The sequence below is a fragment of the Streptomyces lonarensis genome, assembly GCF_012033735.1.
Taxonomy (GTDB): Bacteria; Actinomycetota; Actinomycetes; order Streptomycetales; family Streptomycetaceae; genus Streptomyces; species Streptomyces lonarensis.
The window spans coordinates 17,745-39,602 of record NZ_JAAVJD010000023.1; the positions used below are offsets into that span (position 1 = coordinate 17,745).

At 72.4% G+C, this 21,858-nt stretch carries 21 protein-coding genes; 6 read left to right on the top strand and 15 right to left on the bottom strand.

Annotation, left to right across the window (positions count from 1 at the left end; genetic code table 11):
• Positions 1 to 241 precede the first annotated feature (241 nt).
• Positions 242 to 574: a WhiB family transcriptional regulator gene (locus tag HCN56_RS05365; protein WP_167932685.1), complete on the top strand. Its 333-nt coding sequence runs from the start codon at positions 242 to 244 to the stop codon at positions 572 to 574.
• Between the two features lie 68 nt (positions 575 to 642).
• On the opposite strand, the gene glpX is transcribed toward HCN56_RS05365, so the two are convergent.
• On the bottom strand, positions 643 to 1,674 hold the full coding sequence (gene glpX / locus HCN56_RS05370; RefSeq protein ID WP_167968315.1) for a class II fructose-bisphosphatase: 1,032 nt from the start codon (positions 1,672 to 1,674) through the stop codon (positions 643 to 645).
• A 167-nt stretch (positions 1,675 to 1,841) separates the two neighbouring features.
• Here glpX and HCN56_RS26190 point away from each other — a divergent pair, with 167 nt between their 5' ends.
• Positions 1,842 to 2,642: a DUF4245 domain-containing protein gene (locus tag HCN56_RS26190; RefSeq protein ID WP_167968316.1), complete on the top strand. Its 801-nt coding sequence runs from the start codon at positions 1,842 to 1,844 to the stop codon at positions 2,640 to 2,642.
• 137 nt (positions 2,643 to 2,779) lie between these two features.
• Here HCN56_RS26190 and HCN56_RS05380 read toward each other — a convergent pair whose 3' ends face one another.
• Positions 2,780 to 3,046, bottom strand: coding sequence for an exodeoxyribonuclease VII small subunit (locus HCN56_RS05380; RefSeq protein ID WP_167968317.1), 267 nt, complete (start codon positions 3,044 to 3,046; stop codon positions 2,780 to 2,782).
• A 10-nt stretch (positions 3,047 to 3,056) separates the two neighbouring features.
• Positions 3,057 to 4,283 (bottom strand): exodeoxyribonuclease VII large subunit, encoded by a 1,227-nt coding sequence (gene xseA, locus HCN56_RS05385; RefSeq protein ID WP_167968318.1) that lies wholly within the window; start codon positions 4,281 to 4,283, stop codon positions 3,057 to 3,059.
• Between the two features lie 87 nt (positions 4,284 to 4,370).
• Between xseA and HCN56_RS05390 the strand changes: the two genes are divergently transcribed.
• Positions 4,371 to 5,366: a 4-hydroxy-3-methylbut-2-enyl diphosphate reductase gene (locus HCN56_RS05390; protein WP_167968319.1), complete on the top strand. Its 996-nt coding sequence runs from the start codon at positions 4,371 to 4,373 to the stop codon at positions 5,364 to 5,366.
• Between the two features lie 188 nt (positions 5,367 to 5,554).
• Here HCN56_RS05390 and HCN56_RS05395 read toward each other — a convergent pair whose 3' ends face one another.
• On the bottom strand, positions 5,555 to 6,127 hold the full coding sequence (locus HCN56_RS05395; RefSeq protein ID WP_245245931.1) for a DUF6542 domain-containing protein: 573 nt from the start codon (positions 6,125 to 6,127) through the stop codon (positions 5,555 to 5,557).
• Positions 6,128 to 6,292: 165 nt separating this feature from the next.
• Here HCN56_RS05395 and ychF point away from each other — a divergent pair, with 165 nt between their 5' ends.
• Entirely contained in the window at positions 6,293 to 7,384 is a 1,092-nt protein-coding gene (gene ychF, locus HCN56_RS05400) for a redox-regulated ATPase YchF (protein ID WP_167968320.1), read from the top strand.
• Between the two features lie 646 nt (positions 7,385 to 8,030).
• Here the strand turns inward: ychF and HCN56_RS05405 are convergent.
• From HCN56_RS05405 to mbhE, 9 genes are all read right to left on the bottom strand, one after another.
• Positions 8,031 to 8,237: a hypothetical protein gene (locus tag HCN56_RS05405; protein ID WP_167968321.1), complete on the bottom strand. Its 207-nt coding sequence runs from the start codon at positions 8,235 to 8,237 to the stop codon at positions 8,031 to 8,033.
• A 243-nt stretch (positions 8,238 to 8,480) separates the two neighbouring features.
• Complete coding sequence (locus HCN56_RS05410) at positions 8,481 to 8,873, bottom strand: PIN domain-containing protein (protein ID WP_167968322.1); 393 nt, start codon at positions 8,871 to 8,873, stop codon at positions 8,481 to 8,483.
• A complete protein-coding gene (locus HCN56_RS05415; protein WP_167968323.1) occupies positions 8,870 to 9,136 on the bottom strand; it encodes a hypothetical protein in 267 nt (88 codons plus the stop codon). Before HCN56_RS05415 ends, HCN56_RS05410 begins: the two co-directional genes overlap by 4 nt.
• Before the next feature lie 332 nt (positions 9,137 to 9,468).
• Positions 9,469 to 9,804, bottom strand: coding sequence for a monovalent cation/H(+) antiporter subunit G (gene mnhG / locus HCN56_RS05420; protein WP_167968324.1), 336 nt, complete (start codon positions 9,802 to 9,804; stop codon positions 9,469 to 9,471).
• The gene (locus HCN56_RS05425) at positions 9,804 to 10,055 is read right to left on the bottom strand and encodes an MrpF/PhaF family protein (protein WP_209312379.1); all 252 of its coding nucleotides are present in this window, start codon (positions 10,053 to 10,055) and stop codon (positions 9,804 to 9,806) included. Before HCN56_RS05425 ends, mnhG begins: the two co-directional genes overlap by 1 nt.
• Entirely contained in the window at positions 10,055 to 10,564 is a 510-nt protein-coding gene (locus HCN56_RS05430; protein ID WP_167968325.1) for a Na+/H+ antiporter subunit E, read from the bottom strand. Before HCN56_RS05430 ends, HCN56_RS05425 begins: the two co-directional genes overlap by 1 nt.
• Positions 10,561 to 12,033, bottom strand: a complete 1,473-nt coding sequence (locus HCN56_RS05435; protein ID WP_167968326.1) for a proton-conducting transporter transmembrane domain-containing protein — start codon at positions 12,031 to 12,033, stop codon at positions 10,561 to 10,563. Before HCN56_RS05435 ends, HCN56_RS05430 begins: the two co-directional genes overlap by 4 nt.
• Complete coding sequence (locus HCN56_RS05440; protein WP_167968327.1) at positions 12,030 to 12,593, bottom strand: sodium:proton antiporter; 564 nt, start codon at positions 12,591 to 12,593, stop codon at positions 12,030 to 12,032. Before HCN56_RS05440 ends, HCN56_RS05435 begins: the two co-directional genes overlap by 4 nt.
• A complete protein-coding gene (gene mbhE / locus HCN56_RS05445) occupies positions 12,590 to 15,373 on the bottom strand; it encodes a hydrogen gas-evolving membrane-bound hydrogenase subunit E (RefSeq protein ID WP_167968328.1) in 2,784 nt (927 codons plus the stop codon). The genes HCN56_RS05440 and mbhE overlap by 4 nt, the downstream gene beginning before the upstream one ends.
• Positions 15,374 to 16,384: 1,011 nt before the next feature.
• Here mbhE and HCN56_RS05450 point away from each other — a divergent pair.
• Positions 16,385 to 17,137 carry a GntR family transcriptional regulator gene (locus HCN56_RS05450; RefSeq protein ID WP_167968329.1) on the top strand — a complete coding sequence of 251 codons (753 nt, stop codon included), beginning with the start codon at positions 16,385 to 16,387 and terminating at the stop codon, positions 17,135 to 17,137.
• Positions 17,138 to 17,169: 32 nt separating this feature from the next.
• On the opposite strand, the gene HCN56_RS05455 is transcribed toward HCN56_RS05450, so the two are convergent.
• Both HCN56_RS05455 and HCN56_RS25740 read right to left on the bottom strand, forming a co-directional pair.
• Positions 17,170 to 19,641 (bottom strand): SpoIIE family protein phosphatase, encoded by a 2,472-nt coding sequence (locus HCN56_RS05455; protein ID WP_312871063.1) that lies wholly within the window; start codon positions 19,639 to 19,641, stop codon positions 17,170 to 17,172.
• An 80-nt stretch (positions 19,642 to 19,721) separates the two neighbouring features.
• The gene (locus HCN56_RS25740; RefSeq protein ID WP_209312380.1) at positions 19,722 to 19,925 is read right to left on the bottom strand and encodes an SPOR domain-containing protein; all 204 of its coding nucleotides are present in this window, start codon (positions 19,923 to 19,925) and stop codon (positions 19,722 to 19,724) included.
• Positions 19,926 to 20,220: 295 nt separating this feature from the next.
• Here HCN56_RS25740 and HCN56_RS26935 point away from each other — a divergent pair.
• The coding region (locus HCN56_RS26935) for an ABC transporter substrate-binding protein (RefSeq protein ID WP_280923235.1) at positions 20,221 to 21,858 on the top strand (1,638 nt) is incomplete at its 3' end.

Below are 21,858 nucleotides of genomic sequence, written 5' to 3' on the forward strand. Positions count from 1 at the left end.
CGCCCCGCGGGCGGCCGCCGCCGCGCGTCGCGGTGCGGACACGGAGCGGATGCGAGAGGTCACGTCACGTTCCTGCATTTGGCTCTCCGTGCATAAGCGTGTGCGCAGCGGGTAGGGCAGGGAGGACCGTCACTCGTATGGCCGATCATCGGCGCCCTGCCGCGGTCGGTCACCCAGGCCTGCGGGTGGTGATCAGTCAGCCCAGCAGAGCGACCCCGTAAGCCGTCGTCAGGAGTTGACCGTGCTGCAATCGCCTCACGAGCCACAGTGGTCCACCGCCGTACCGTCCCCGCGGCTACGGAGAGACCTCGCCGGCCCGTGGCATTCCGAGGCCGCCTGCCGGCGGGACGAGGCGGGCCTCTTCTTCGCGCCCTCGCAGGAGCCGACGGCCGCGCGGCTCTCCCGTGAGGCGGCGGCCAAGTCGGTCTGCGCCCGCTGTCCCGTGCTGCTGGAGTGCCGCGAACACGCCCTGCTGCAGCCCGAGCCCTACGGCGTCTGGGGTGGCCTCACCGCGGCCGAGCGGCGCGTGGTGCTCGGCCGGCGCCGCCGACGGCAGTCCGCCGAGGCAGCCTGAGGCGGCAGGCGTGAGACCGGGGGCGGCTGAGGCGGCCCCCGGTCCCGATGTGTCGCCGCGGCGGCGGTTCAGCGCGGCTGGTCGAAGTTGACGGCGCTGTAGGCGCGCAGCTTCGACAGCCGGTGCGTGGAGTCGATCTGCCGGATCGTGCCCGACTTGGAGCGCATCACCAGCGACTGGGTGGTGGCGGTCTCCGCGCGGTACCGCACGCCGCGCAGCAGGTCGCCGTCGGTGATGCCGGTCGCGACGAAGAACACGTTCTCACCGGCGACCAGGTCGTCCGTGTGCAGCACCCGGTCCAGGTCGTGCCCGGCGTCCAGTGCCTGGCGACGCTCGGCGTCGTCCTGCGGCCAGAGCTTGCCCTGGATGGTGCCGCCCAGGCACTTGATGGCGCAGGCGGCGATGATGCCCTCCGGGGTGCCGCCGATGCCGAGCAGCAGGTCCACGCCGGTCCCGTCGCGCACGGCGGCGATCGCCCCGGCGACGTCACCGTCGGAAATGAAGCGGATGCGGGCGCCGGCCTCGCGGATCTCCCGGACGAGGTCCTGGTGGCGGGGGCGGTCCAGCACGCAGACGGTGACGTCCTCCGGTGTGCCGCCCTTCGCCTTCGCCACCCGCCGGATGTTCACCGCCGTCGGGGCGTCGATGTCGACGAACTCGGCCGCCTCCGGACCGGTGACCAGCTTGTCCATGTAGAAGACCGCGCTGGGGTCGAACATCGCGCCCCGGTCGGCGACCGCCAGCACGGAGACGGCGTTGTTCATGCCCTTGGCGGTCAGCGTGGTGCCGTCGACCGGGTCCACCGCGACGTCGCACTCCGGGCCGGTGCCGTCGCCGACGCGCTCGCCGTTGAAGAGCATCGGTGCCTCGTCCTTCTCGCCCTCCCCGATGACGACCACGCCGTTCATCGAGACGGTCGAGACCAGGGCGCGCATCGCGCGGACGGCGGCGCCGTCCGCGCCGTTCTTGTCGCCGCGCCCGACCCAGCGGCCCGAGGCCATCGCCCCGGCCTCGGTGACGCGGACCAGCTCCAGGGCCAGGTTGCGGTCGGGGGCCTCGGGGCTGACCTCGAGCGGGGGAGGGAGATGGTGGTCGGACATGGGCACACAACCTTTCGCGCGGGCGGGCCGGTACGCGCGCCGGGACCGTGGGTTTCGGGGAACCTCTCGACTCTAGCCGCCGCCCGGACAACTGAGCATGTCGGCCCACGGATGAGCAGCGAGGGGGTGGTGGGGGAGCGGCTCCCCGCATACGGGACGATGGGGGCGTGGTGAGAGAGAACGGCACTCCGTCCCAGCAGCCCGCGCAGGCCCCGGACCGCGACGGCGGCGGCCCCGCCGCGGGCGACGACGTCAAGGCGACGGCCCCCGGGACCGCCCCGCACTCCACGGCGCCCGCAGACCCGGCGGACCCCGAGGGCCCGGCGTCGTCCGACGCGGAGCGTGCTCCCGCGACGCACGAGGACGTGCCCGCGGCCGGCGCCGCCGCCCCGCTGCCGGAGACCGGCACCGCCGCGCCCGCCGGAGCCGGCGAGGCCAGGCAGCGGCGCAAGCTCAAGACCGTGCGGGACATGCTGCTCTCGATGGCCGTCATCACCGTCGGCGCGCTGTTCTTCTACTTCGTCCAGCCCACCGACACCGGGCAGGACCCCGTCCGCGCGGTGGACTACGCCGTCGAGGCGAGCACCGCCTCCCGCGCCGCCCCCTACGACCTCGTCGTCCCCGAGGGCCTGGACGACGAGTGGCGCGCCACCTCCGTGCGGTACCGGCAGAGCTCCGACCACGGTGCCTTCTGGCGCATCGGGTTCATGGACCCCGTCAACGAGTACGTCGCACTGGGGCAGGCCGACGGCCCGGCGCGGGCCTTTGTCGACGACTTCACCCGGGGCGCCCAGGACACCGGCGAGACCGTCACCGTCGACGGCCGCGAGTGGGCCGTCCACACCGGCGGCAAGTACGACGCCCTGGTCGCCGAGGAGGGCGACGTCACCACCGTGGTCACCGGCACCGCCGGGACCACGCAGCTGGAGGCGTTCGCCGCCACGCTGGCGCCGCACCCCAACCAGTAGCGCCCGACCCGCCCGCACGGCGTGGGCCGGTCACCGCGCTTCCGGTGCACGCACACAGCCCGGGCCCCACCCCGCGGGGCCCGGGCCGTCGTGGCGCCGCGGCACGTTCATCAGCGCGCGTCCGCCCGCCGGTGGACTCAGCCCTCGCCCGACGGGGCGGCGTCCCCCTCGCCCGGACGCGGCGTACCGCCCCCGGCGCCGTCCTCGGGACGCGCCGCGTCCAGCCGGGCCCGGGCGCCCTCCAGCCAGTGGCGGCAGATGCGGGCCAGCTCCTCGCCGCGCTCCCACAGCGCCAGCGACTCCTCCAGGGTGGCGCCGCCGGCCTCCAGCCGCCGCACCACCTCGACCAACTCGTCGCGGGCCTGTTCGTAGCCGAGCGCGGTCTCGGCATCCGTTTCCGTCATGGGCGCCAGCCTATGCGGGAGGGCTGACAGCGCCTCGGGCCACCACCGACAGCTCGCCCTCGGCCAGCCGCGCGCGCAGCTCCTCCTCCGGCGCCACCGCTGAGGCGTCCCGGATCACCGTGCCGTCGGGGCGCCGCAGCACCGCGTACCCCCGCTCCAACGTCGCCGCCGGGGACAGCGCGCGCACCCGTGCCAGGGTGTGCCGCAGATCGTCGGTCGCGCGGTCCAGCCCGTGCGACAGCGAGCGCCGGGCCCGCAACCGCAGCTCCGCCAGCCGCTCCTCCTGCGCGTCCAGCACCCGGTGCGGCTCGGCCATCGCCGGCCGCGACAGGGCGTTGGCCAGCCCGCGCTCCTCCCGGTCGAGGAAGGTCTCCATCGCGCGCCGGGCCCGGTCGCCGAGCTGCGTCACCCGCGTCAGCTCCTCGTTGACGTCCGGCACCGTGCGCTTCGCCGCGTCCGTCGGCGTGGAGGCGCGGACATCCGCGACCAGGTCCAGCAGCGGCGAGTCCGGCTCGTGGCCGATCGCCGAGACCACCGGCGTCACGCACTGCGCGACGGTGCGCACCAGCCGCTCGTCGGAGAACGGCAGCAGGTCCTCGACGCTGCCGCCGCCGCGCGCCACCACGATCACGTCGACCGCCGGGTCGGCGTCCAGCGCCCGCACCGCCTCCACGACCTGCGCCACCGCGTGCACGCCCTGCACGGCGACGTTGCGGACGTCGAAGCTGACGGCGGGCCAGCGCAGCCGCGCGTTCTCCAGCACGTCCCGCTCCGCCGCCGACGCCCGGCCCGTCACCAGGCCGATCCGGTGCGGCAGGAACGGCAGCGGCCGCTTGCGGTCCGCCGCGAACAGCCCCTCGGCGGCCAACGCCCGCTTCAACCGCTCCAGCCGGACCAGCAGGTCGCCGACGCCCACCGGGCGGATCTCCGCGGCGCGCAGCGACAACTGCCCGCGGGGTGCGTACCACTCCGGCTTGCCGTGCACCACGACCCGCGCGCCCTCGGACACCACGTCCGCGACCTGGTCGAACACCCCGCGGAAGCAGGTGACGGTGAGGGAGATCTCCTGGGAGGGGTCCCGGAGCGTGAAGAACACCACTCCGGCACCGGGGCGGCGGCTGAGCTGGGTGATCTGCCCCTCCACCCACACCCCGCCGAGGCGGTCGATCCATTCCCCGATGAGCCGCGAGATCCTGGCGACCGGAACCGGGTCGTCGGCGGAGGTCTGTAGAGCCATGCCGCCAGGCTAGCGGGGCCCGCCGACAGCCCCGGGGCGCGTGAAAGCGGAGACCGGGCCCGGGGTTCGCCCCCGACGGGCCCTACCATGGGGGCCATGAGCGCTTCCGCCCCACGCCGTGTCCTGCTCGCCGCCCCCCGTGGTTACTGCGCGGGTGTGGACCGCGCCGTCATCGCTGTCGAGCAGGCGCTGGAGCAGTACGGTCCGCCCATCTACGTCCGGCACGAGATCGTGCACAACAAGTACGTCGTGAAGACGCTGGAGAAGAAGGGCGCGATCTTCGTCGAGCAGACCGACGAGGTCCCGCAGGGCGAGATCGTCATCTTCTCCGCCCACGGCGTCGCCCCCGAGGTGCACCGCGAGGCCGAGCGCGGCAAGCTCGCCACCATCGACGCGACCTGCCCGCTGGTCACCAAGGTCCACAAGGAAGCCATCCGCTTCGCCAAGGACGACTACGACATCCTCCTCATCGGCCACGAGGGCCACGAGGAGGTCATCGGCACCTCCGGCGAGGCACCCGAGCACATCCAGCTGGTCGACGGCCCCAAGGACGTCGCCGGGGTTGAGGTCCGCGACGAGTCCAAGGTGGTCTGGCTCTCCCAGACCACCCTCTCCGTGGACGAGACCATGGAGACGGTCGGCGCCCTCAAGGAGAAGTTCCCCAACCTGATCAGCCCGCCCAGCGATGACATCTGCTACGCCACGCAGAACCGGCAGACCGCGATCAAGCAGATCGCCGCCGACTCCGACCTGGTGCTGGTCGTCGGCTCGAAGAACAGCTCCAACTCGGTGCGGATGGTCGAGGTGGCGCTGGGCGCCGGCGCCGGCGCCGGCCACCTGGTCGACAACGCGGGCGAGATCGACGAGAGCTGGCTGGAGGGCGTCACCACCGTCGGCCTCTCCTCCGGTGCCTCCGTGCCCGACGTGCTGGTCGAGGGTGTACTGGAGTGGCTCGCCGAGCGCGGCTTCGGCGACGTCGAGGTCGTGCAGCCGATGCAGGAGTCGATCCAGTTCTCGCTGCCGAAGGAACTCCGCCGCGACCTGCGCGCCGAGGCCGCCGAGAAGGTTCGCGACAGCGCCTGAGCCGCGGCGGGAGGGCAGCTCCCGCGCCACAGCGCAGCGCACCGCCCCGTGCCGTTCCGCGGCACGGGGCGGTGCGCTGTCCGGGCGAGGGTTGCGCCTGTGCCTGTGCCCGCGGGGGCGGGCCGCCCGGCGCTCGCCCCGGCCGTGCTCCCGGCGTCCCCGCCGCGCGGCCCGGCGCGGTGCCGGGATCAGCCCCGCTGCTGCTGCGCGGCGGCGCGGGCGGCGTTCTCCCGCCGGCGCCTGATCCGCCCCGCCATGACGGTGACCTGGCGGCCCAGCGTGATCCCCACGGCGGCCAGCGTGCCCGCGAAGAGCCAGGGGGCGCCCACGGCCAGCTCGGTGAACAGCTCGTAGAGGCCGCCGCTGACGATCAGCCCTGCCGCGTAGGCGATGGGCACCGCCACCGGCGCGCAGATCAGGTCCACCGGCCGCACCCAGGCGGCCACCGCGATCGAGACCAGCACGAACAGCAGCCCGTACAGCACGGGGGCGCCGCCCAGGACCCGGCTGAACCAGCCGGCGACCAGCATCGAACCGATCGCGATCACGCCGCACCCCAGGCCCGTCAGCTTCGGGCGGGGGAGGCGCGCGAGGGCGTCCAGCAGAGGCGGTCGGGGGCGCGCGGCCCCCTCGCGTGCGCGGGGGGCGGGCCGGCCGAGGGGCGGCTCCGGCGTCGCCGCCCGAGCGGGCCGGGGCACGCCGGCCGCCCCGGCGGCCGGGCGCGGCAGGGGAGGGCGGGTGGTGCTGGTGCTGTACTCCACGGGCACCAACGTACGGGCCGGGCCGCCCGCGATGGCGCAATGGCGCGCCCTTTTCATCCCATTTGCCGATGAGTCGACAGAAGGACGAGGTGGGAGGGGTCGCGAGCCGCCCCCCTAGAATGGGCGACCGGCCCTGTCAGCAACCACCCGAACGGGAAGTCCCACGTGTCCCTCACGATCGGAATCGTCGGACTGCCGAACGTCGGCAAGTCGACTCTCTTCAACGCCCTCACGAAGAACGACGTGCTGGCGGCCAACTACCCGTTCGCGACGATCGAACCCAACGTCGGCGTCGTCGGCGTCCCCGACGCCCGCCTGACCAAGCTCGCCGAGATCTTCGGCAGCGAGCGTGTGCTGCCCGCCACCGTCGACTTCGTCGACATCGCCGGGATCGTGCGGGGCGCCAGCGAGGGCGAGGGGCTGGGCAACAAGTTCCTGGCGAACATCCGCGAGTCGGACGCCATCTGCCAGGTCATCCGGGCCTTCAAGGACGAGAACGTCGTCCACGTCGACGGCAAGGTCTCGCCCAAGAGCGACATCGAGACCATCAACACCGAGCTGATCCTCGCCGACCTCCAGACGGTCGAGAAGGTGCTGCCGAAGCTCCAGAAGGAGTCCCGGATCCGCAAGGACCGGCTGCCGGTGGTCAAGGCTGTCGAGGAGGCCAAGGAAATCCTGGAGGAGGGCCGCACCCTCTTCTCCGCCGGCATCCGCCAGGGCACCGAGCGCGCCGAGCCGCTGCACGAGCTGCACCTGCTGACCGTCAAGCCCTTCCTCTACGTCTTCAACGTGGACGAGGAGGAGCTGACCGACGACGCCTTCAAGGCCGAGCAGCGCGCGCTCATCGCCCCGGCCGAGGCCGTCTTCCTCAACGCCAAGCTGGAGGCCGACCTCGGTGAGCTGGACGACGAGGCGGAGGCGCTGGAACTCCTCCAGTCCGTAGGCCAGGAGGAGCCCGGCCTCGCCAACCTGGCCCGCGTCGGCTTCGAGACCCTCGGCCTCCAGACCTATCTGACGGCCGGCCCCAAGGAATCCCGGGCCTGGACCATCAACAAGGGCGACACCGCCCCCGAGGCGGCCGGTGTGATCCACACCGACTTCCAGAAGGGCTTCATCAAGGCCGAGGTCATCTCCTTCGACGACCTCGTCGAAGCCGGCTCCGTCGCCGAGGCCCGCGCCAAGGGCAAGGCCCGCATGGAGGGCAAGGACTACGTCATGCGCGACGGCGACGTGGTGGAGTTCCGCTTCAACGTTTAACGGGAAGGCACATTTCCATCCTCCAGAGCTGCGTACCAGAGGGGCCCCTCAGTCCGTGAGGGCCCCTCTGGAGGCTCGGTGAAGGTCTCGTGGTGCTGGATGCTGCCCCAGAGGTCGTGAGTGATTACCTGTCGGTACCTGGGGGCCACACCCAGATCGCTGCCCCGTGCCGACCGTATGATGTCGGCGGGATCAAAGGGCTCGATCTTGGAGCCGCGACAATGAGGTCGAGCTGCCGGCTGCCGCGATCGCAAAGAAGCTTGACCGGCCCCGGTGCAGAACAGTCAAAACTAGAATTCTGCGTCCTGAGCCTCTTGCCTTTCCACGCGCCGCGCCGAGCTAGGAATGGTCATGGCCTGAGGTGTAGCCCATCGCTGCCCTGGAGCACCGCAAGAGAGATTCTGCGCCGTGTCGTTGAGGAAGTTGTCAAGGGAGACCCGGTCATCCCGCGGAAGCTCCGCGACCTCCGGTTCAGCGGGGTGAATCGACCACCTCACAGGTGGTCGCAGAGCGGGTGCGCCAGGACATCGCTCGGCGGGATTCGCATGACCCGGGCGCCATCGCAAAAGTGCTGGCGCTCGTAGCCGATGTCAAGGTGTGGCGGGAGGCTGTGAGGTGTGTCCACTTGTGGAGCCGGTAACGCACGTCATGCGATGAGAAGCGTCTGCACAGTCAGTACATCCTGTTGCTCCGCCGTCGAAACCAGCTTGCGCGCGACGCGGACCCTCGCGGGTACGCGCAGGTGTACGCAGGCGTAGCTGCCAATGGTGAGATCGTCTCGGTCGGACAGTACCTCAACGGGTATTCGCGCGAGGTGGAGTTGGTCGTCGGGAAGTACGGTGATCTCGTTCATGTCGGCTAGTGGAGAACAATCGCATTCGAGAGTCATTGCCTTGTGTCCGTTGCTACCCACAGGGGCAATCAGAGGCCCGGCCCGCCGTGCACTCCAACGGCTGTGGAGGCGTCACTTGCGGGACATTCGTCGCCGACGACCCCTGTTGTCGCGGTCCCTCGGCGAGGGGAATTCTCAACTCGGTCGCCTCGAAATGAGGCGGTGAGTATGCGTACGAATCGGTTGGTCGGGTGTCATCGGCTGCTAGACGGTGCGGATGACAGGGGCGGGCTTGATGTCCTGGGCGTCGATGAGGGTCCGGATGTCGTTGGGGTCCGAGGTCCAGATAATGGCGCCCAGGCTGGCTGCCACGGTCACGACGGTGGCGTCGACGATGTCGGAGGTGCCGGCCTTGCCGCAGAGGATGCCGGCGGTTTTGGCGGTCTCGAGGCCGACGGGTACGACGTGGCAGCCTGCGAGGAACTTGCCCAGTCTGACCTGGCGGCGGGGGTCCCGCCATGCCTGGCTGACGACGACGGATGGGACGTGGATGTCTCGTCCGTCGTCGAGGGCCAGGCTGTGCCGGGCCCACATGCGCCGGTCATCGTTGTCGATGGCGATGAGGGCCCCGGCGTCGTACAGGTAAGGGATGTTCACGCGGCTGATGCTCCCGAACTGCTGAGGTACTCGGCGTCGGCGGCGGCCAGATCCGCGCGGGCGGCGGCTAGCTCCTCCGGGGTGAAGGCGCCGCGCTCGGCCTGCCACTCCTGGATGACGGCGCGGCCGGCCCGCAGGCGCAGCTCGCGTTCGGCCGCTCCGGCGACGAGGCGGGAGAGGGGGATGCCTTCTTCCTCGGCGGCTCCGGCCAAGGCTTGGACCAGGGATTCGTCGAGGGTGATAGTCACCTTCTTGGTAGCCATACATCTACCATAGTGCAGTATGGCAACTGGTGTCGATGACTGCTCTATGCGCCCGCGAGCGTTGCCGTCATGTGAGGTGCGCGTGGCAGGTGGGGCCCGGACGGGTCCCGCGTCCGTGCAGTCCCGCCCCCCGGCGGTCCGGCCCGTGCCTCGGTGCCGGGCCGCAGCGGGGGACGCCTCGTGAGCACACCCCGGCGCGGCCCGGCGGGGGCTCCGGCGCCGCCCGTTCCACCCGTCCCACCCGGGCCCCGCCGCACAGCGACGGCGGCGCCGGTCCCCGGTGGTGACCCACCCGGGACCGGCGCCGCCGTGTCGCTCGTCGAACCGCGCGCTCAGCGCGGCGGGTCGGACTTCAACTCGTTGAGGTGCGTCTCCTCGATCATCGGCGCCCGCGAACGGTACGCAGCCCGCCCGATGGCGAAACCGGAGATCGGCGAGGTCAGCAGCTGGAGCAGGATCGCCGGGATCAGCGTGAACACCGCGAGGGTGCTCGGCTTCCAGATCAGCACGCCCAGCAGCAGACAGATCATGCCCAGGCTGGACGCCTTGGCGACCGCGTTGGTCCGGTTGTAGACGTCCGGCAGCCGGATCAGCCCGACCGCGCCCACGCCCATCAGGACCGCGCCGAGGACCACCAGGCCCTGCGCGAGAACCATCTGGAGGTTCATCACGGCCGCCTTTCCACGAGGTGGGCGAGGGACATGGTGGTCAGGAAGCCCACGAGGGTCATCACCAGCACCAGGTCGAACAGGGACGGGGAGTCACTGCGCACCGCGACGAGCGCGATGGCGGCGACCGAGATGACGAAGCCGAATTCCACGGCGACCACCCGGTCGGCCTTGGTCGGGCCGTACGCCATCCGGCCGATCGCCACGGCCATGGACAGCGCCAGGACCACGAGAACGATGTCGAGCAGCATCAGCGGCTCCCCTCCTCGGAGTCACGGTCGGTCGGCTTGCCGTCCGAGGCGGCCGGGGTCTCCGGCCGGGGCGGGAGTCCGCCGGACTCCCCGGACGGGCCGGCGGCGGTCGGCGTCGCGGCGCCGGGCACCGCCGGGCCGACCTGCTGGGCCGAGCCCACCGGCCGCCAGGCGGCCAGCAGCAGGTCCTCCAGGTAGTGCAGCCGCCGGCGGAACCGGTTGACGTCGCTGGCGTGCATGCCGTGGATGTACAGCGTCGCGGGCTCGTCGCGCAGGTCCAGCGAGAGGGTGCCCGGGGTGAGGGTCACCACCCCCACGAACAGCGTGCGTTCCCCCTTGGTGCGGGAGCGCAGCGGCATCGCGATGATCACCGGGGAGAGCCCGCTGCGCGGGGTGATGATCTCCCAGGCGACGATCACGTTGGACGCGACCAGTTCGTAGATGAAATAGCCGACGAAGCGGCCGATGCGGTAGCTCCTGACGGCGAATCGCCGCAGCCAGTCGATCATCCTCGCAGCACCGCCTCGGCCCAGATCGTCGGGTTGCTCAACACGTCGGCTGCCGTCTCGGCCGCCGCCAGCAGCGGCTGGGCACCGATGCCGAGAGCGATGGTCACGACGCCGAGCACCACCGCCGGTGCCACCAGCCCCGCCCGGGTGCGGGCGGTGTCCGGGAGCGGCGAGGGCAGTGCGCCGGCGAACGCGCCGGTCCAGATCTTCAGCAGGGGCAGCAGCGTCAGCAGGCTGACGATGACCGCCATCGCGGCCGGGAAGTACTGCTCGTCCAGTACCGCCGCCCGGATCAGCCCCAGCTTGGCGACGAACCCGGACATCGGCGGCAGCCCGGCCAGTGAGAGCGCCGCCACCGCGTATGCGGCGGCCAGCAGTTTCTCGCGTCCGCCGAGCCCGCCGAGGAGACTGAGCCGCCCGGTGCCGTAGGCGGTCTCGACCGCTCCGGCGCACAGCAGCAGCGCAGCCTTCACCGCCGCGTACTGCACCAGGAAGAACACCGTCGCGGCGAGTCCGGCGTGGGTGGCGAGCGCCAAGCCCAGCAGGACGTAGCCGATCTGGCTGACCATGTCGAAGGCCAGGATCGACCGCAGGGTGTCCTGCCCGACGGCGGCCAGCACGCCGATCACCATGGTGAGGATCGCGCCGGTCATGATGACCCAGACGTACCGCTGGTCGCCCTCGTACATCACCGAGTAGACCCGGATGATGACGTAGGCGCCGGTCTTGGTCAGCAGACCGGAGAAGAGCGCGGTGACGGCGGGCGACGCCTCCGGGTAGGTCCGGGGGAGCCAGCCGTGCATCGGGACCATCGCGGCCTTGGCCGCCATGGCGACCAGGATGACCGCGCCGGCCGCGGCGATGGTCGGGTTCTCCGCCGCGGCGCCCGCCAGGACGCCGAGGTTGAGGGTGCCGGCCGAGCCGTAGAGCATCGCGAGGCCGGCGAGGAAGATGGTCGACGCCAGCAGGTTGACGAGCAGGTAGATCCGGCCCGCCGCGAGCTTCGCCCGGCTGCCCGCCATGATCAGCAGCGCGTAGGACGGCAGCAGCATGACCTCGATCAACACGAACAGGTTGAAGAGGTCCGCGGTGATGAAGGTGCCGTAGACGCCGGCCGACAGTATGAGCACCAGCGGGCCGAACAGCGGTTCGGCCTCGTCGTCCCCGGCGGAGACGGCGAAGCTGTAGCAGACCAGCACCAGCAGCGACGAGACGGCCAGCATCAGGGCGCTGAACATGTCGATCGCGAAGGCGATCGAGATGCCCGGCCCCCAGTCGCCGACCTGGACGGCGTGGACGGAGCCGTCGGCGGTCCGGGCGATCATCACACCGGCGATCACCAGGACCGCGGCGGAGACCCCCAGCACCACCCAGCGGCAGACCTGACGGTACCGGCCGCCCACCGCCACCACACCGCCGGCGGCGAGCATGGGCGCGGCGATGGGGAGCGCGATCAGTGCGGAGGTCATCGTGCTCCCTCCCCGTCACCCTTGGCGCGCGGCGCGGGGGCGCCGGGCGTCGGTCGGTCGGTCGTGCTGGTGGTCACGTCGTCCTTCGTGCCGGTCCCGGTGGCGTCCGCCGCCACCGGGCTGTTCGGCGGTAGGTCGATGCCGTCGCGGGGACCGGTGGCGGGCTCCGTCGAGGAGCTCTCCGGCCGGCCCGCGCGCTCCGCGGCGAGCGAGTCGAGGTCGTCGGGGGTGTCGGGCCCCTCGCCCTCCGGTCCCTCGCCGTGGTGCTTGCGGTGCAGCCCCTCGGCCCGCATCAGGGCGAAGAGGTAGACCGTGACACCGAAGGTGATGACGATCGCGGTGAGGACGAACGCCTGTGGCAGCGGGTCCGCGGCCACCTCGGGGGAGTTCGACCCGAGCAGCGCCGGTGAACGGCGCTCCAGCCCGCCGCTCGTCACGAACAGGACGTTGACGGCGTGGCCGAGCAGGACGAACCCGAAGGTCGCGCGCAGCAGCTCGCGCTGGAGCATCAGGTAGACGCCGCCGGTCACCAGGATGCCCACGGTCAGGGCGGCGGTCATGAAACCTTCTCCTTCTTCTCCTTCGGCTGCGACTGGTCGGCGCGCCGGTCGTCGGCCGCCTCGGCCGCCGGCGCCAGGGCACCGCGGCCCAGCCGGTCGACGGTGGCGATGACCATCGCGAGGACGATCAGGTAGACCCCCAGGTCGAACAGGAGAGAGGTGGAGACGGCGATGCTCACGCCCGGCAGGTCGAGATAGGTGCCCACCGGGGTGAAGAACGGGTCCCCGATGAGGAGGGACATCAGCGCCACCCCGAGGCTGAGCACGATGCCGACCGCGGTCATCGGCGCGGGACGCAGCCAGCGGCCACCGGGGATCTTGCCGTGCGCCATGTAGCTGAAGGCCACGGCGGCACCGACCACGAGGCTGGCGATGAAGCCGCCGCCCGGGTAGTAGTGCCCGCGGAAGAACAGGTACGCGGAGAGCACGACGGCGATCGGTCCGACGATCTTGCTGGCGATCTGGAACACCGAGTTGGCCGGGCGCGCGACCGCGCACTCCACACTCGGTGCGTCACGCCGGCCGAGCAGCACGATCAGCGCGAGGGTGACGGTGCCGATGACGACCGACTCGCCCAGGGTGTCCACCGCACGGAAGTCGACGAGGATCGTGTTGACGACGTTCTCGCCGCCGGTCTCGCCCTTCGCGTTGTCCAGCAGGTACTGGCCGAGCGAGGACATCTCCCGCCCGCCGGTGAAGGCGAGCGTGGCGACGGTGGCGGAGGCGCCGGCGAGCAGCGCGATCACCAGCGAACCGGAGAGCCGCGGCAGCTTGGGCCGCCGGAAGTGGATGGCGGTGCCGGCGAGCATCAGCACGGCGGCGACCGCGGTGAGCACCTCGGCCAGCAGCAGGGTCATGCCGACGTCGGGGGCGCCCGCCAGGACGAACCAGACCGCGATGAGCAGCCCGAGGGTGCCCAGCATCGACACCGACACCAGGGTGGTGCGCGCGATGCAGCAGCCGACGACCACCAGGGCGATCAGCACCAGCAGCGGCCAGTCGAGGTCGGTGCGCGAGGCGGCGCTGTGGGCGTCCGGCAGGCTGCCGGAGGTCCACAGGGCGACGACGGCGAAACCGACGAGCAGGGCCACCGGCCGCCAGAGGTAGGCAGCGGTGGAGTTGCTGCTGTCCGGCTTGCCGACGACGGCACCGAGCCGCACCACGGACCGGTACATCGCCTGGAACATGTCCCCCGGCACCGGAATCCGCATCAACACGCGTTCGACGTGGTTCTGTGCGAAGAACAGGCACATACCGGCGGTGATCGCGATGGCGGTCATGCCGAGTTCCGGGGTGAAGCCCGGCCAGAGTTTGAACTCCGTGGGTTCCCCGTTGGGGAAGACCGCGGTGACCGAGCTCTCCAGCACCGGGTTGAGCCAGCCGATCGCCGGACCGAGCGCGAGGCCGGCCACGGCGGCGACCAGCGCCGGTGCGAGGAACGACTTGGCGCGCTCGTACAGGCCGCGCTGGAGCGTGGGGCCGCCGAAGGCCTCGTAGAAGATCCGCATGCCGTAGCTGAAGGTCAGCGCGGAGCCGACGATGGCCAGCGAGACGGCGGCGACGCCGGCGCCGGGGGCGAAGTCGGCCTCCAGGTAGCCCTTGTAGAGGTGCTCCTTGCTGACGAAGCCGATCAGCGGCGGGACACCGGCGAGGGAGAGGCCGGCGAGGCCGGTGACGGCCGCGGTCACCGGCATCACCCGCCGCAGACCGGACAGTTCGCGGATGTCGCGGCTGCCCGCCTCGCGGTCGATGATGCCGACCAGCATGAAGAGGGTCGCCTTGAAGAGCGCGTGCGCGAAGGTGTGCAGCATCGCCGCCGCCAGGGCGGTCGCGGTGCCGACGCCGATGGCGCCGACGAGCAGACCGAGCTGGCTGACGGTCGAGTAGGCGAGCAGCGCCTTGAGGTCGTGCTGGCGCAGCGCCCAGATCGCGCCGAAGACGGCGGTCGTCAGACCGACGATGATCAGCGTCGCGGACCAGGCGGTCTGTCCGGCGAAGACCGACGAGAAGCGCAGCAGCAGGTAGATGCCGGCCTTCACCATGGCCGCGGCGTGCAGGTAGGCGCTGACCGGCGTGATGGCCGACATGGCGCCCGGCAGCCACGAGTGGAAGGGCAGCTGGGCCGACTTGGTGAAGGCGGCCAGGATGATCAGCGCGCCGGCCGGCCAGGCCAGCGGGGAGGAGAGCACGCGCTCGGGCTCGCCCAGGATCACACCGAGGTTGGTGGTCCCCGCGGCGACGGCCATCAGTACCGCGGCGGTGAGCAGGCCGAGGCCGCCCAGCGCGGTGACGAGGAACGCCTTCATGGCCGACGGGGTGGCGCCCGGGCCGGCGGAGGAGATCAGGACGAAGGAGCAGATGGTGGTCAGCTCCCAGAAGACCACCAGCAGGATGATGTCGTTGGCGAGCACCACGCCGAGCATCGACGCCGCGAAGAGCGTCAGCCACATGTAGACCGTGGTGTGGTTGCCGTCCTCGGAGAGGTAGCGGGCGCAGTAGGCCAGGATCAGGGAGCCGACGCCGAGGATGAGCAGGCAGAACAGCTGGGACAGCCCGTCGAAGCGCAGCGAGAACTCGACGCCCAGGGCGGGCAGCCAGTTCCAGCTCGCGCTGAGGGTGTCGTCGCCGGGCGAGCTGTAGGCCGCGTAGGCGATGAGGAGGAAGACGCTCAGGAACGAAGCGGCGAGGACGTATCCGGTGTTGCGGCCGAGACGTGAGCAGAGGGCGGGGACGAGCGTGGCGAGTCCGAAGAGGACGGCCAGGCCGATCAGCAGGGGCACGTGCGCTCCCGTCAGCTGTCGTCGGGGCCGGGGCGGTCGGACCGTGCGCCGGTGAGGGCGTACGATACGACGCCTCCACCGTGTGCGGTCCTCACGGCCCTGGTGCCCGAACCTTGCCGGCCGCACCGGATCCGGTCACCCGGTACCCGGACGCGAGCGGGGGCGGCGGCGGTCCGGGGGCTTCCCGGTACCCGTGCCGTCAGCGCTCTTGGCGCAGCGGTCGACATGGTCCTCCTTGATCTGCGGCCGCCGGCCGCGATTGTCATGATCACTCGACGTCCGCTCGCATGACCTGGGGCGATGCGGACGTACTGCCCCTCATCTTAGTTAGTTGGCCGAGCTAAATATCAACGTACGACGAACTCACCGAGGCGTGACGGCTCCCAGCGGGGACCGGGGGCCGCTCTCGGTGATGTGTCCGTGACATGTGACACGCGGATGTGCAAGCCATCCGCGTCCGATCACTATATCTACTTACCACCTGGTAGTGACTGTGGGGTTCATCGCAGCGACTGCGCGGCGCGTACCGCCGGCGGCGCAGCGTGATCGCGCCGTCCGGCTTGACGGGGGCGGAATCAAGGAGGTTCGGCGACCCCGCGGCGGGCTTTTCGTGTGCGTGGTTGCGCATCCGCGGTCCGGCTCCCGGGGGGTGCGACGGGCGGGAGTGGAGGGTCGGGGTCGGCGGCCGTTCCGCCGGGCCGGGGTGACCGAGGGTGTACGCGCTGTGGCCTCTGCCACATTCGGTCGCCCCGCCGTGTCGCTGCCGTCCCGCCCCTGCTGCGGCGTCCGGGGCGGCGTCGTGGGAGTCCGGTTGACGGCCGCGTCGCCCGTTCAACAGGGATCATCACATCGGGCGAAACCCCGGCCCTCGCTTGCGAATTGCCACACTCCGTTGTCAAGCTGTCGCTGTTCGTACATTCCGCAGGTCAGGGCCGGTCCGATCTGGGTGCCGCACGCCGGTCGCCCGCGCGCGGGGCGGGATCGGACCCCCGCAGTGCCCCGGGAGGGCCCGTGCCGTTCGGTGAGCAGCCCGCTTATCTCCGCGTCGCCGACGACCTGAGGCGGCAGATCGCCGACGGTGCGCTGCCACCGCACGCCAAGCTGCCCTCCCAGGCGTCGATCCGCTCCCACTACGGCGTCTCCGACACCGTCGCGCTGGAGGCGCGCAAGGTCCTGATGGCCGAGGGGCTGGTGGAGGGCCGCTCCGGGTCGGGTACCTACGTCCGCGAGGCGGTCCAGCCGCAGCGGCTGCACCGCAGCGGCTACCGCACGCTGGGGGAGTCCACCCCGTTCCGGCAGGAGCAGACCGACGAACGGGTCGGCGGTACCTGGCGGGCGGTGAGCGAGCGGCGCGAGGCCGGGGGGCGTATCGCGGAGCGGCTGGCGGTGGACCCGGGCGAGGAGCTGATGTGCACCCGCTACGAGTTCCGGGTGGGGGACCGCCCGATGATGATCTCGACCTCCTGGGAGCCGCTGCGGCTGACCGCCCGCACTCCGGTGATGCTCCCCGAGGAGGGGCCGCTCGCCGGCCGCGGCGTGGTGCAGCGGATGGCCGCGATCGACCTGGTCGTCGACAACGTCGAGGAGGAGGTCGGCGCCCGGCCGGGGCTCGCGGAGGAGGCCATGGTGCTCGGTGGGCACCCCGGTCAGACGGTGATCGTCATCAGCCGGACCTACCGGGCGGGGAGCCTCCCGGTGGAGACCGCCGACGTGGTGGTCTCCGCCGAGCGCTACCGGGTCGCGTACCACCTGCCGGTGCGCTGACTGCCGGGGCCGCGGGCGCGGGGGAGCGGAGGTCAGCCGCGCAGCGTCAGCTCGAACCAAACCGTCTTCCCGATGGGACCCTGGCGCGTTCCCCAGCGGCGGGCGGCCCGGGAGACCAGCTGCAGCCCGCGGCCGCCCTCGTCGTCGAGGGCGGGGTGGCGCACCCGCGGCGGGTCCGGCAGCGGGTCGCTCACCTCGACCAGGAGGTCGTGCTCGCCGCGCACCAGTCGGACCCCGACCGGGCCGTCCGCGTAGCGCAGCGCGTTGGTGAACAACTCGCTGACCAGCAGCAGTGCGGTGTCGACCAGCCCGGGGAGCGCCCAGGCGAGCAGCGTCCGCCGGACCAGCGTGCGGGCCCGCGCCACCTCGGAGCGATGGGCGGGGAACATCCACGAGGTGGTCGAGTCGTCGGGGACGCCGCCCAGCCGGACGGCGAGCAGCGCCACGTCGTCGGCGTCGTTGCCCGGGGTGAGCGCGCCCACCACTCGGTCGCACAGGGCGTCCAGTGACGGCATCGGGCCCTCGACCCCGGCGAGTTCCGCGCAGAGCCGATCGATGCCGTCGGTGATGTCCTCGCCACGTCGCTCGATGAGGCCGTCCGTGTAGAGGACGAGGATGGCGCCCTCCGGGACGGCGACGCAGCTCTCCTCGAACTCCCCGGCCGCCAGCCCCAGCGGTGTGCCCTCCGGCAGCTGTACCGGACGGGCCTCCCAGCGGCCGGTCGGCTCCTCGCGGGTGAGGAGGATCGGCGGCACGTGGCCGGCCTTGGCGATCACGCACTCGCGGGTGCCCGGGTCGTAGCGCACGTAGACGCCGGTCGCCATCAGCGGTTCCTCCCGGCCCTCGTTGATGTCCTCCCCCGCCTGGTTGACGCGGCGGAGTAGCTCGCCCGGCGGCATGTCGAGGTGGGCGAGGGTGACGATGGCGCTGCGGAGCCTGCCCATGGTGGCTGCGGCGCTCAGGCCGTGGCCCATCACGTCGCCGATGGCGAAGGCGGCGTGGCCGCCGGCGAGCGGGATGACGTCGAACCAGTCGCCGCCGGCCTCCGTGCCGCTGGTCGCGGGAACGTAGCGGTGGCCGATCTGGACGCCGGGCGGTTCCTTGATGTGCCGCGGGAGCAGGCTGCGTTGCAGGACCAGCGCGCCGTCGCGCTCGCGCGCGTAGAGGCGGGCGTTGTCCAGGGTGACGGAGGCGCGTCCGGCGATCTCCTTCGCCAGGTCGAGGTCGTCCTCGCTGAACGCCGCGCGGTCGCCCGCGCGGCTGGCGACCAGGATGCCCAGCAGGGTGCCGCGGGCGCGCAGCGGCACCAGCATCAGCGAGTGGACGCCGAGATCGAGCATGGCGGTGACGCCGGGGTTCTCGGGGAAGGTCAGGACGTGGGTCTCGCGGCGGGGGTCGAGGACCCAGGGGCGGCCGGTGGTGAGCACCCGGTCGAAGACGGAACCCTTCTCGAACCGCACCACGGCCTCCCGCTGGAGCATCCGCCCGACGCCGGCGGTCCGCTCCTCGGAGGCGATGCCGGCCTGGATCATCGCGCTGCCGGCGATGCGGTCCATGGCTGGCAGGTCCCCGCCGACGGCGACCGCGCGGAGCAGCACCACGGCGGCGTAGTCGGTGAACCGGGGGACCAGCACCCCGGCGAGCGCCTCGGCGACGCTGTGCACGTCGAGCCGGTCGCCGAGGGCGAGGCCGACATCGTTGAGCATCGACAGCCGCTGCCGGGACTGCTCGATCTTGTCGAGGGCCTCGCGGCGCTCGGTGATGTCGAGCGTGACGCAGCTGACGCCGAGGTGGTTGCCGTGGCGGTCGGTGAGCCGGCCGAAGGACAGCGAGTGGGCGCCGCGGCCGTCGGCGGTGAGGGCCACGACGTCGACGGCGGGGCGTCCGGTGGCGAGCACCTCCCGCTGGAGTTCGTAGATCTCGGAGGCGGCCTGCGGGGGCAGTAGCTCCATCACGGTGCGGCCGACGACCTGTTCGGGAGTGCGGCCGTAGAGCGAGGCCAGCGCGTCGTTGATGCGGGCGACGCGCAGGTCGGTGTCGAAGACGGCGATGCCGATGGGGGAGGTGGCGAAGACGGTGTCAAGGGCGCCGAGGTCCTGCTCGACCTCCCGCAGGCGGGAGGTCTCGACCAGGTTGGCGAGAAAGAAGGGGGCGCCCTGCGGGTCGCGCAGCAGGGTGGCGCGGCACTCCACGTCCACGACGGTCCCCTCGCGGCTGAGCATGGGGAGCACGCCGCGCCAGGCGCCGTGGCGCAGGAGTGCGCGGGTGGCACGGGGGACGTGCCGCATTCCGGGTGGGGCGAGGAAGTCGGTGAGCGGCCGGCCGACGGCCTCGCGGCCGGGCCAGCCGAGGATCTCCTCGGTGGCCGGGTTCCACAGCGCGATCCGGCCGCGGCCGTCGATGATGACGAGGCCGAGCCGCAGCGCGTCGAGCAGCGAGAGGTCGGCATGGGGGGACACGGCGGCGACCTGCGATCGCCGGGGCTCCTCCGTGCTGGTGCTCACGTCCACGTCCCTGATCGGGTGGCCTCCGGCGGGCGCGGAGGTTTCGGACTATTTGTCCGTATACCCGATTGTGCCCGTAATCAGTGGCGCGGGGCGTCGCCGTGTCCCTCGACACGCTCGACCAGGTAGCGGCCGGCGTCCACCGGACGGGTGGGTGCGCCCTGCTCCAGGCGCCCCAGCAGACGCTGGGCGTCGGCGCGGGTGGTGCAGTGTCCGATGCGGTAGCGGTGTCCGTTCTCGTCGAGTCGGATGACCTGCCACAGGCGCGCGTTGATGTCGCTCATCCTCACCCCCCTCTGCGCATATGCCACGAGGGTACGTGCGCGACGCGCTCCCGCGTACGGAACTGGCCACAGCGTGCGCCGTGAAATCGCACTCCGTCGGCCGCCACCGGCGGGCGCGGGGCGTGCAAGGGGCGCGTACCGCGCCGGAAAACCCGGACGGGGTTGCGCCGTCCGGGTGGCAGCCCACCCGCCCGCCGCCGCGCCTCACCCGCCTCGGGCCCGCCCTGACCTTGGCTTGGGGATTGGTGTGATCAGCCGATAGGCCGAGCGTATGGGCGGACCCGGAGGTAACAGGATGAGTGGACGGCCCTCGAAGGTCGCCCGGCCCCGCCGGGGCAGCGCGACCCGCCGCACCGCGGCCCTGCTGGCCGGCGCGCTGCTCGCGCCGCTGCTCGCCGCCTGCGGCTCCGGCGACGACGCCGACGACCCGCCGCCGGCGCGTGCCGTCGCCACCGCCGACCGCGCGTCCCTCACCGAGGGCGGCACCCTCACCTGGGCCGTCGACGCGGTGCCCGGCACCCTCAACGCCTACCAGCGCGACGCCGACGAGGTCACCGACCGCGTGGCGCAGGCCGTACTCCCCATGCTCCACACCCTCGACGAGGCCGGACGGCCCGCGCCCAACCCCGACTTCCTCGTCTCGGCCGAGGTCACCGCACGCGAGCCCCGGCAGACGGTCGTCTACACCCTCAACCCCGAGGCCCGCTGGAGCGACGGCCAACCCCTCTCCGCCGAGGACCTCGTCTCCCAGTGGAAGGCGCTCGCCGGCCGCGACAACGCCTACTGGAGTGCCCGCAACGCCGGGTACGACCGGATCGACAGCGTCGAACCCGGCGACGCGGACGGCGAGGTCCGCGTGACGTTCACCAAGCCCTACGCCGACTGGCGCGGCCTGTTCAGCCCGCTCTACCCGCGCGCGGTGACCGAGAACCCCGACGTCTTCAACGAGGGCGCCCGCGACACCCTCGACGTCGGCGCCGGCCCCTTCCTGCTGGAGACCGTCGACCGCGCGGCCGGCCACGTGGTCCTCGTCCGCAACGAGGACTGGTGGGGGGACCCCGCGCTGCTGGACCGGCTCGTGCTCGCGGCCGTCCCCCACGACCAGCGCCTGCGCTCGCTCGCCGCCGGCCGCCTCCACGTCGCCGAGGTCACCGCGGCCGAGGCCGACCGGGTCACCGCCGCCGACCGGGACGACGCCGAACAGGCGGCCCCCGCGGCCTCCGGCTCCGCGGCCGACCTGCCCGCCCCCGACGCGGACGACCCGGCCGCCTCCGAGGACGGCATGGACGGAGCCGCCGCCCCCGCCGCCGCCCCCGACGCCGCACCCGCGCTGCTCCGCCACGCCGAGGCGCAGCTCGCGGCCCGCACCGAGCCCGACGCCCGCGCCGCCCGGCGGCTCCAGACCGAGGCCGAGCGGGCCGCCGACGCCCACGCGGACGTGGTCGCGGCCGGGCTCGTCCAGCGCGACGCCGCCTTCGACCACGCGGAACAGCGCATCTCCGAAGGGCTCTCCGGGGTCAGCGTTCACCGCGCCTACGCCCCGGCCTACACCCAGCTCGCCGTCAACGGCACCTCCCCGGCACTGAAGGACGAGCGGGTCCGCTGGGCGCTCGCCCGCGGCCTGGACCGCGAGGCCATCGCCCGCGCCGTCCATGGCCCGGCCGGACTCCCCGCCGGACCGCTCGGCAGCCACCTCTGGGTCCTCGGCCAGGACGGCTACCAGGACACCAGCACCGGGCTCGGCGAGACCGGCGCCGACCACGCCACCCGCCAGCTCGACGAGGCGGGCTGGCGCCGCGGCCCCGTCCTGCCGCCCGCCGACCCCGGCTCCGACACCGTGGACGCCAAGACCGGCGCCGGTGCCGCCCCCGCGGTCCCCGTCCGCCTCGGGGCGACCGTCGCCGCGGCGCAGCAGCGCGCCGCCGTGCTGCGC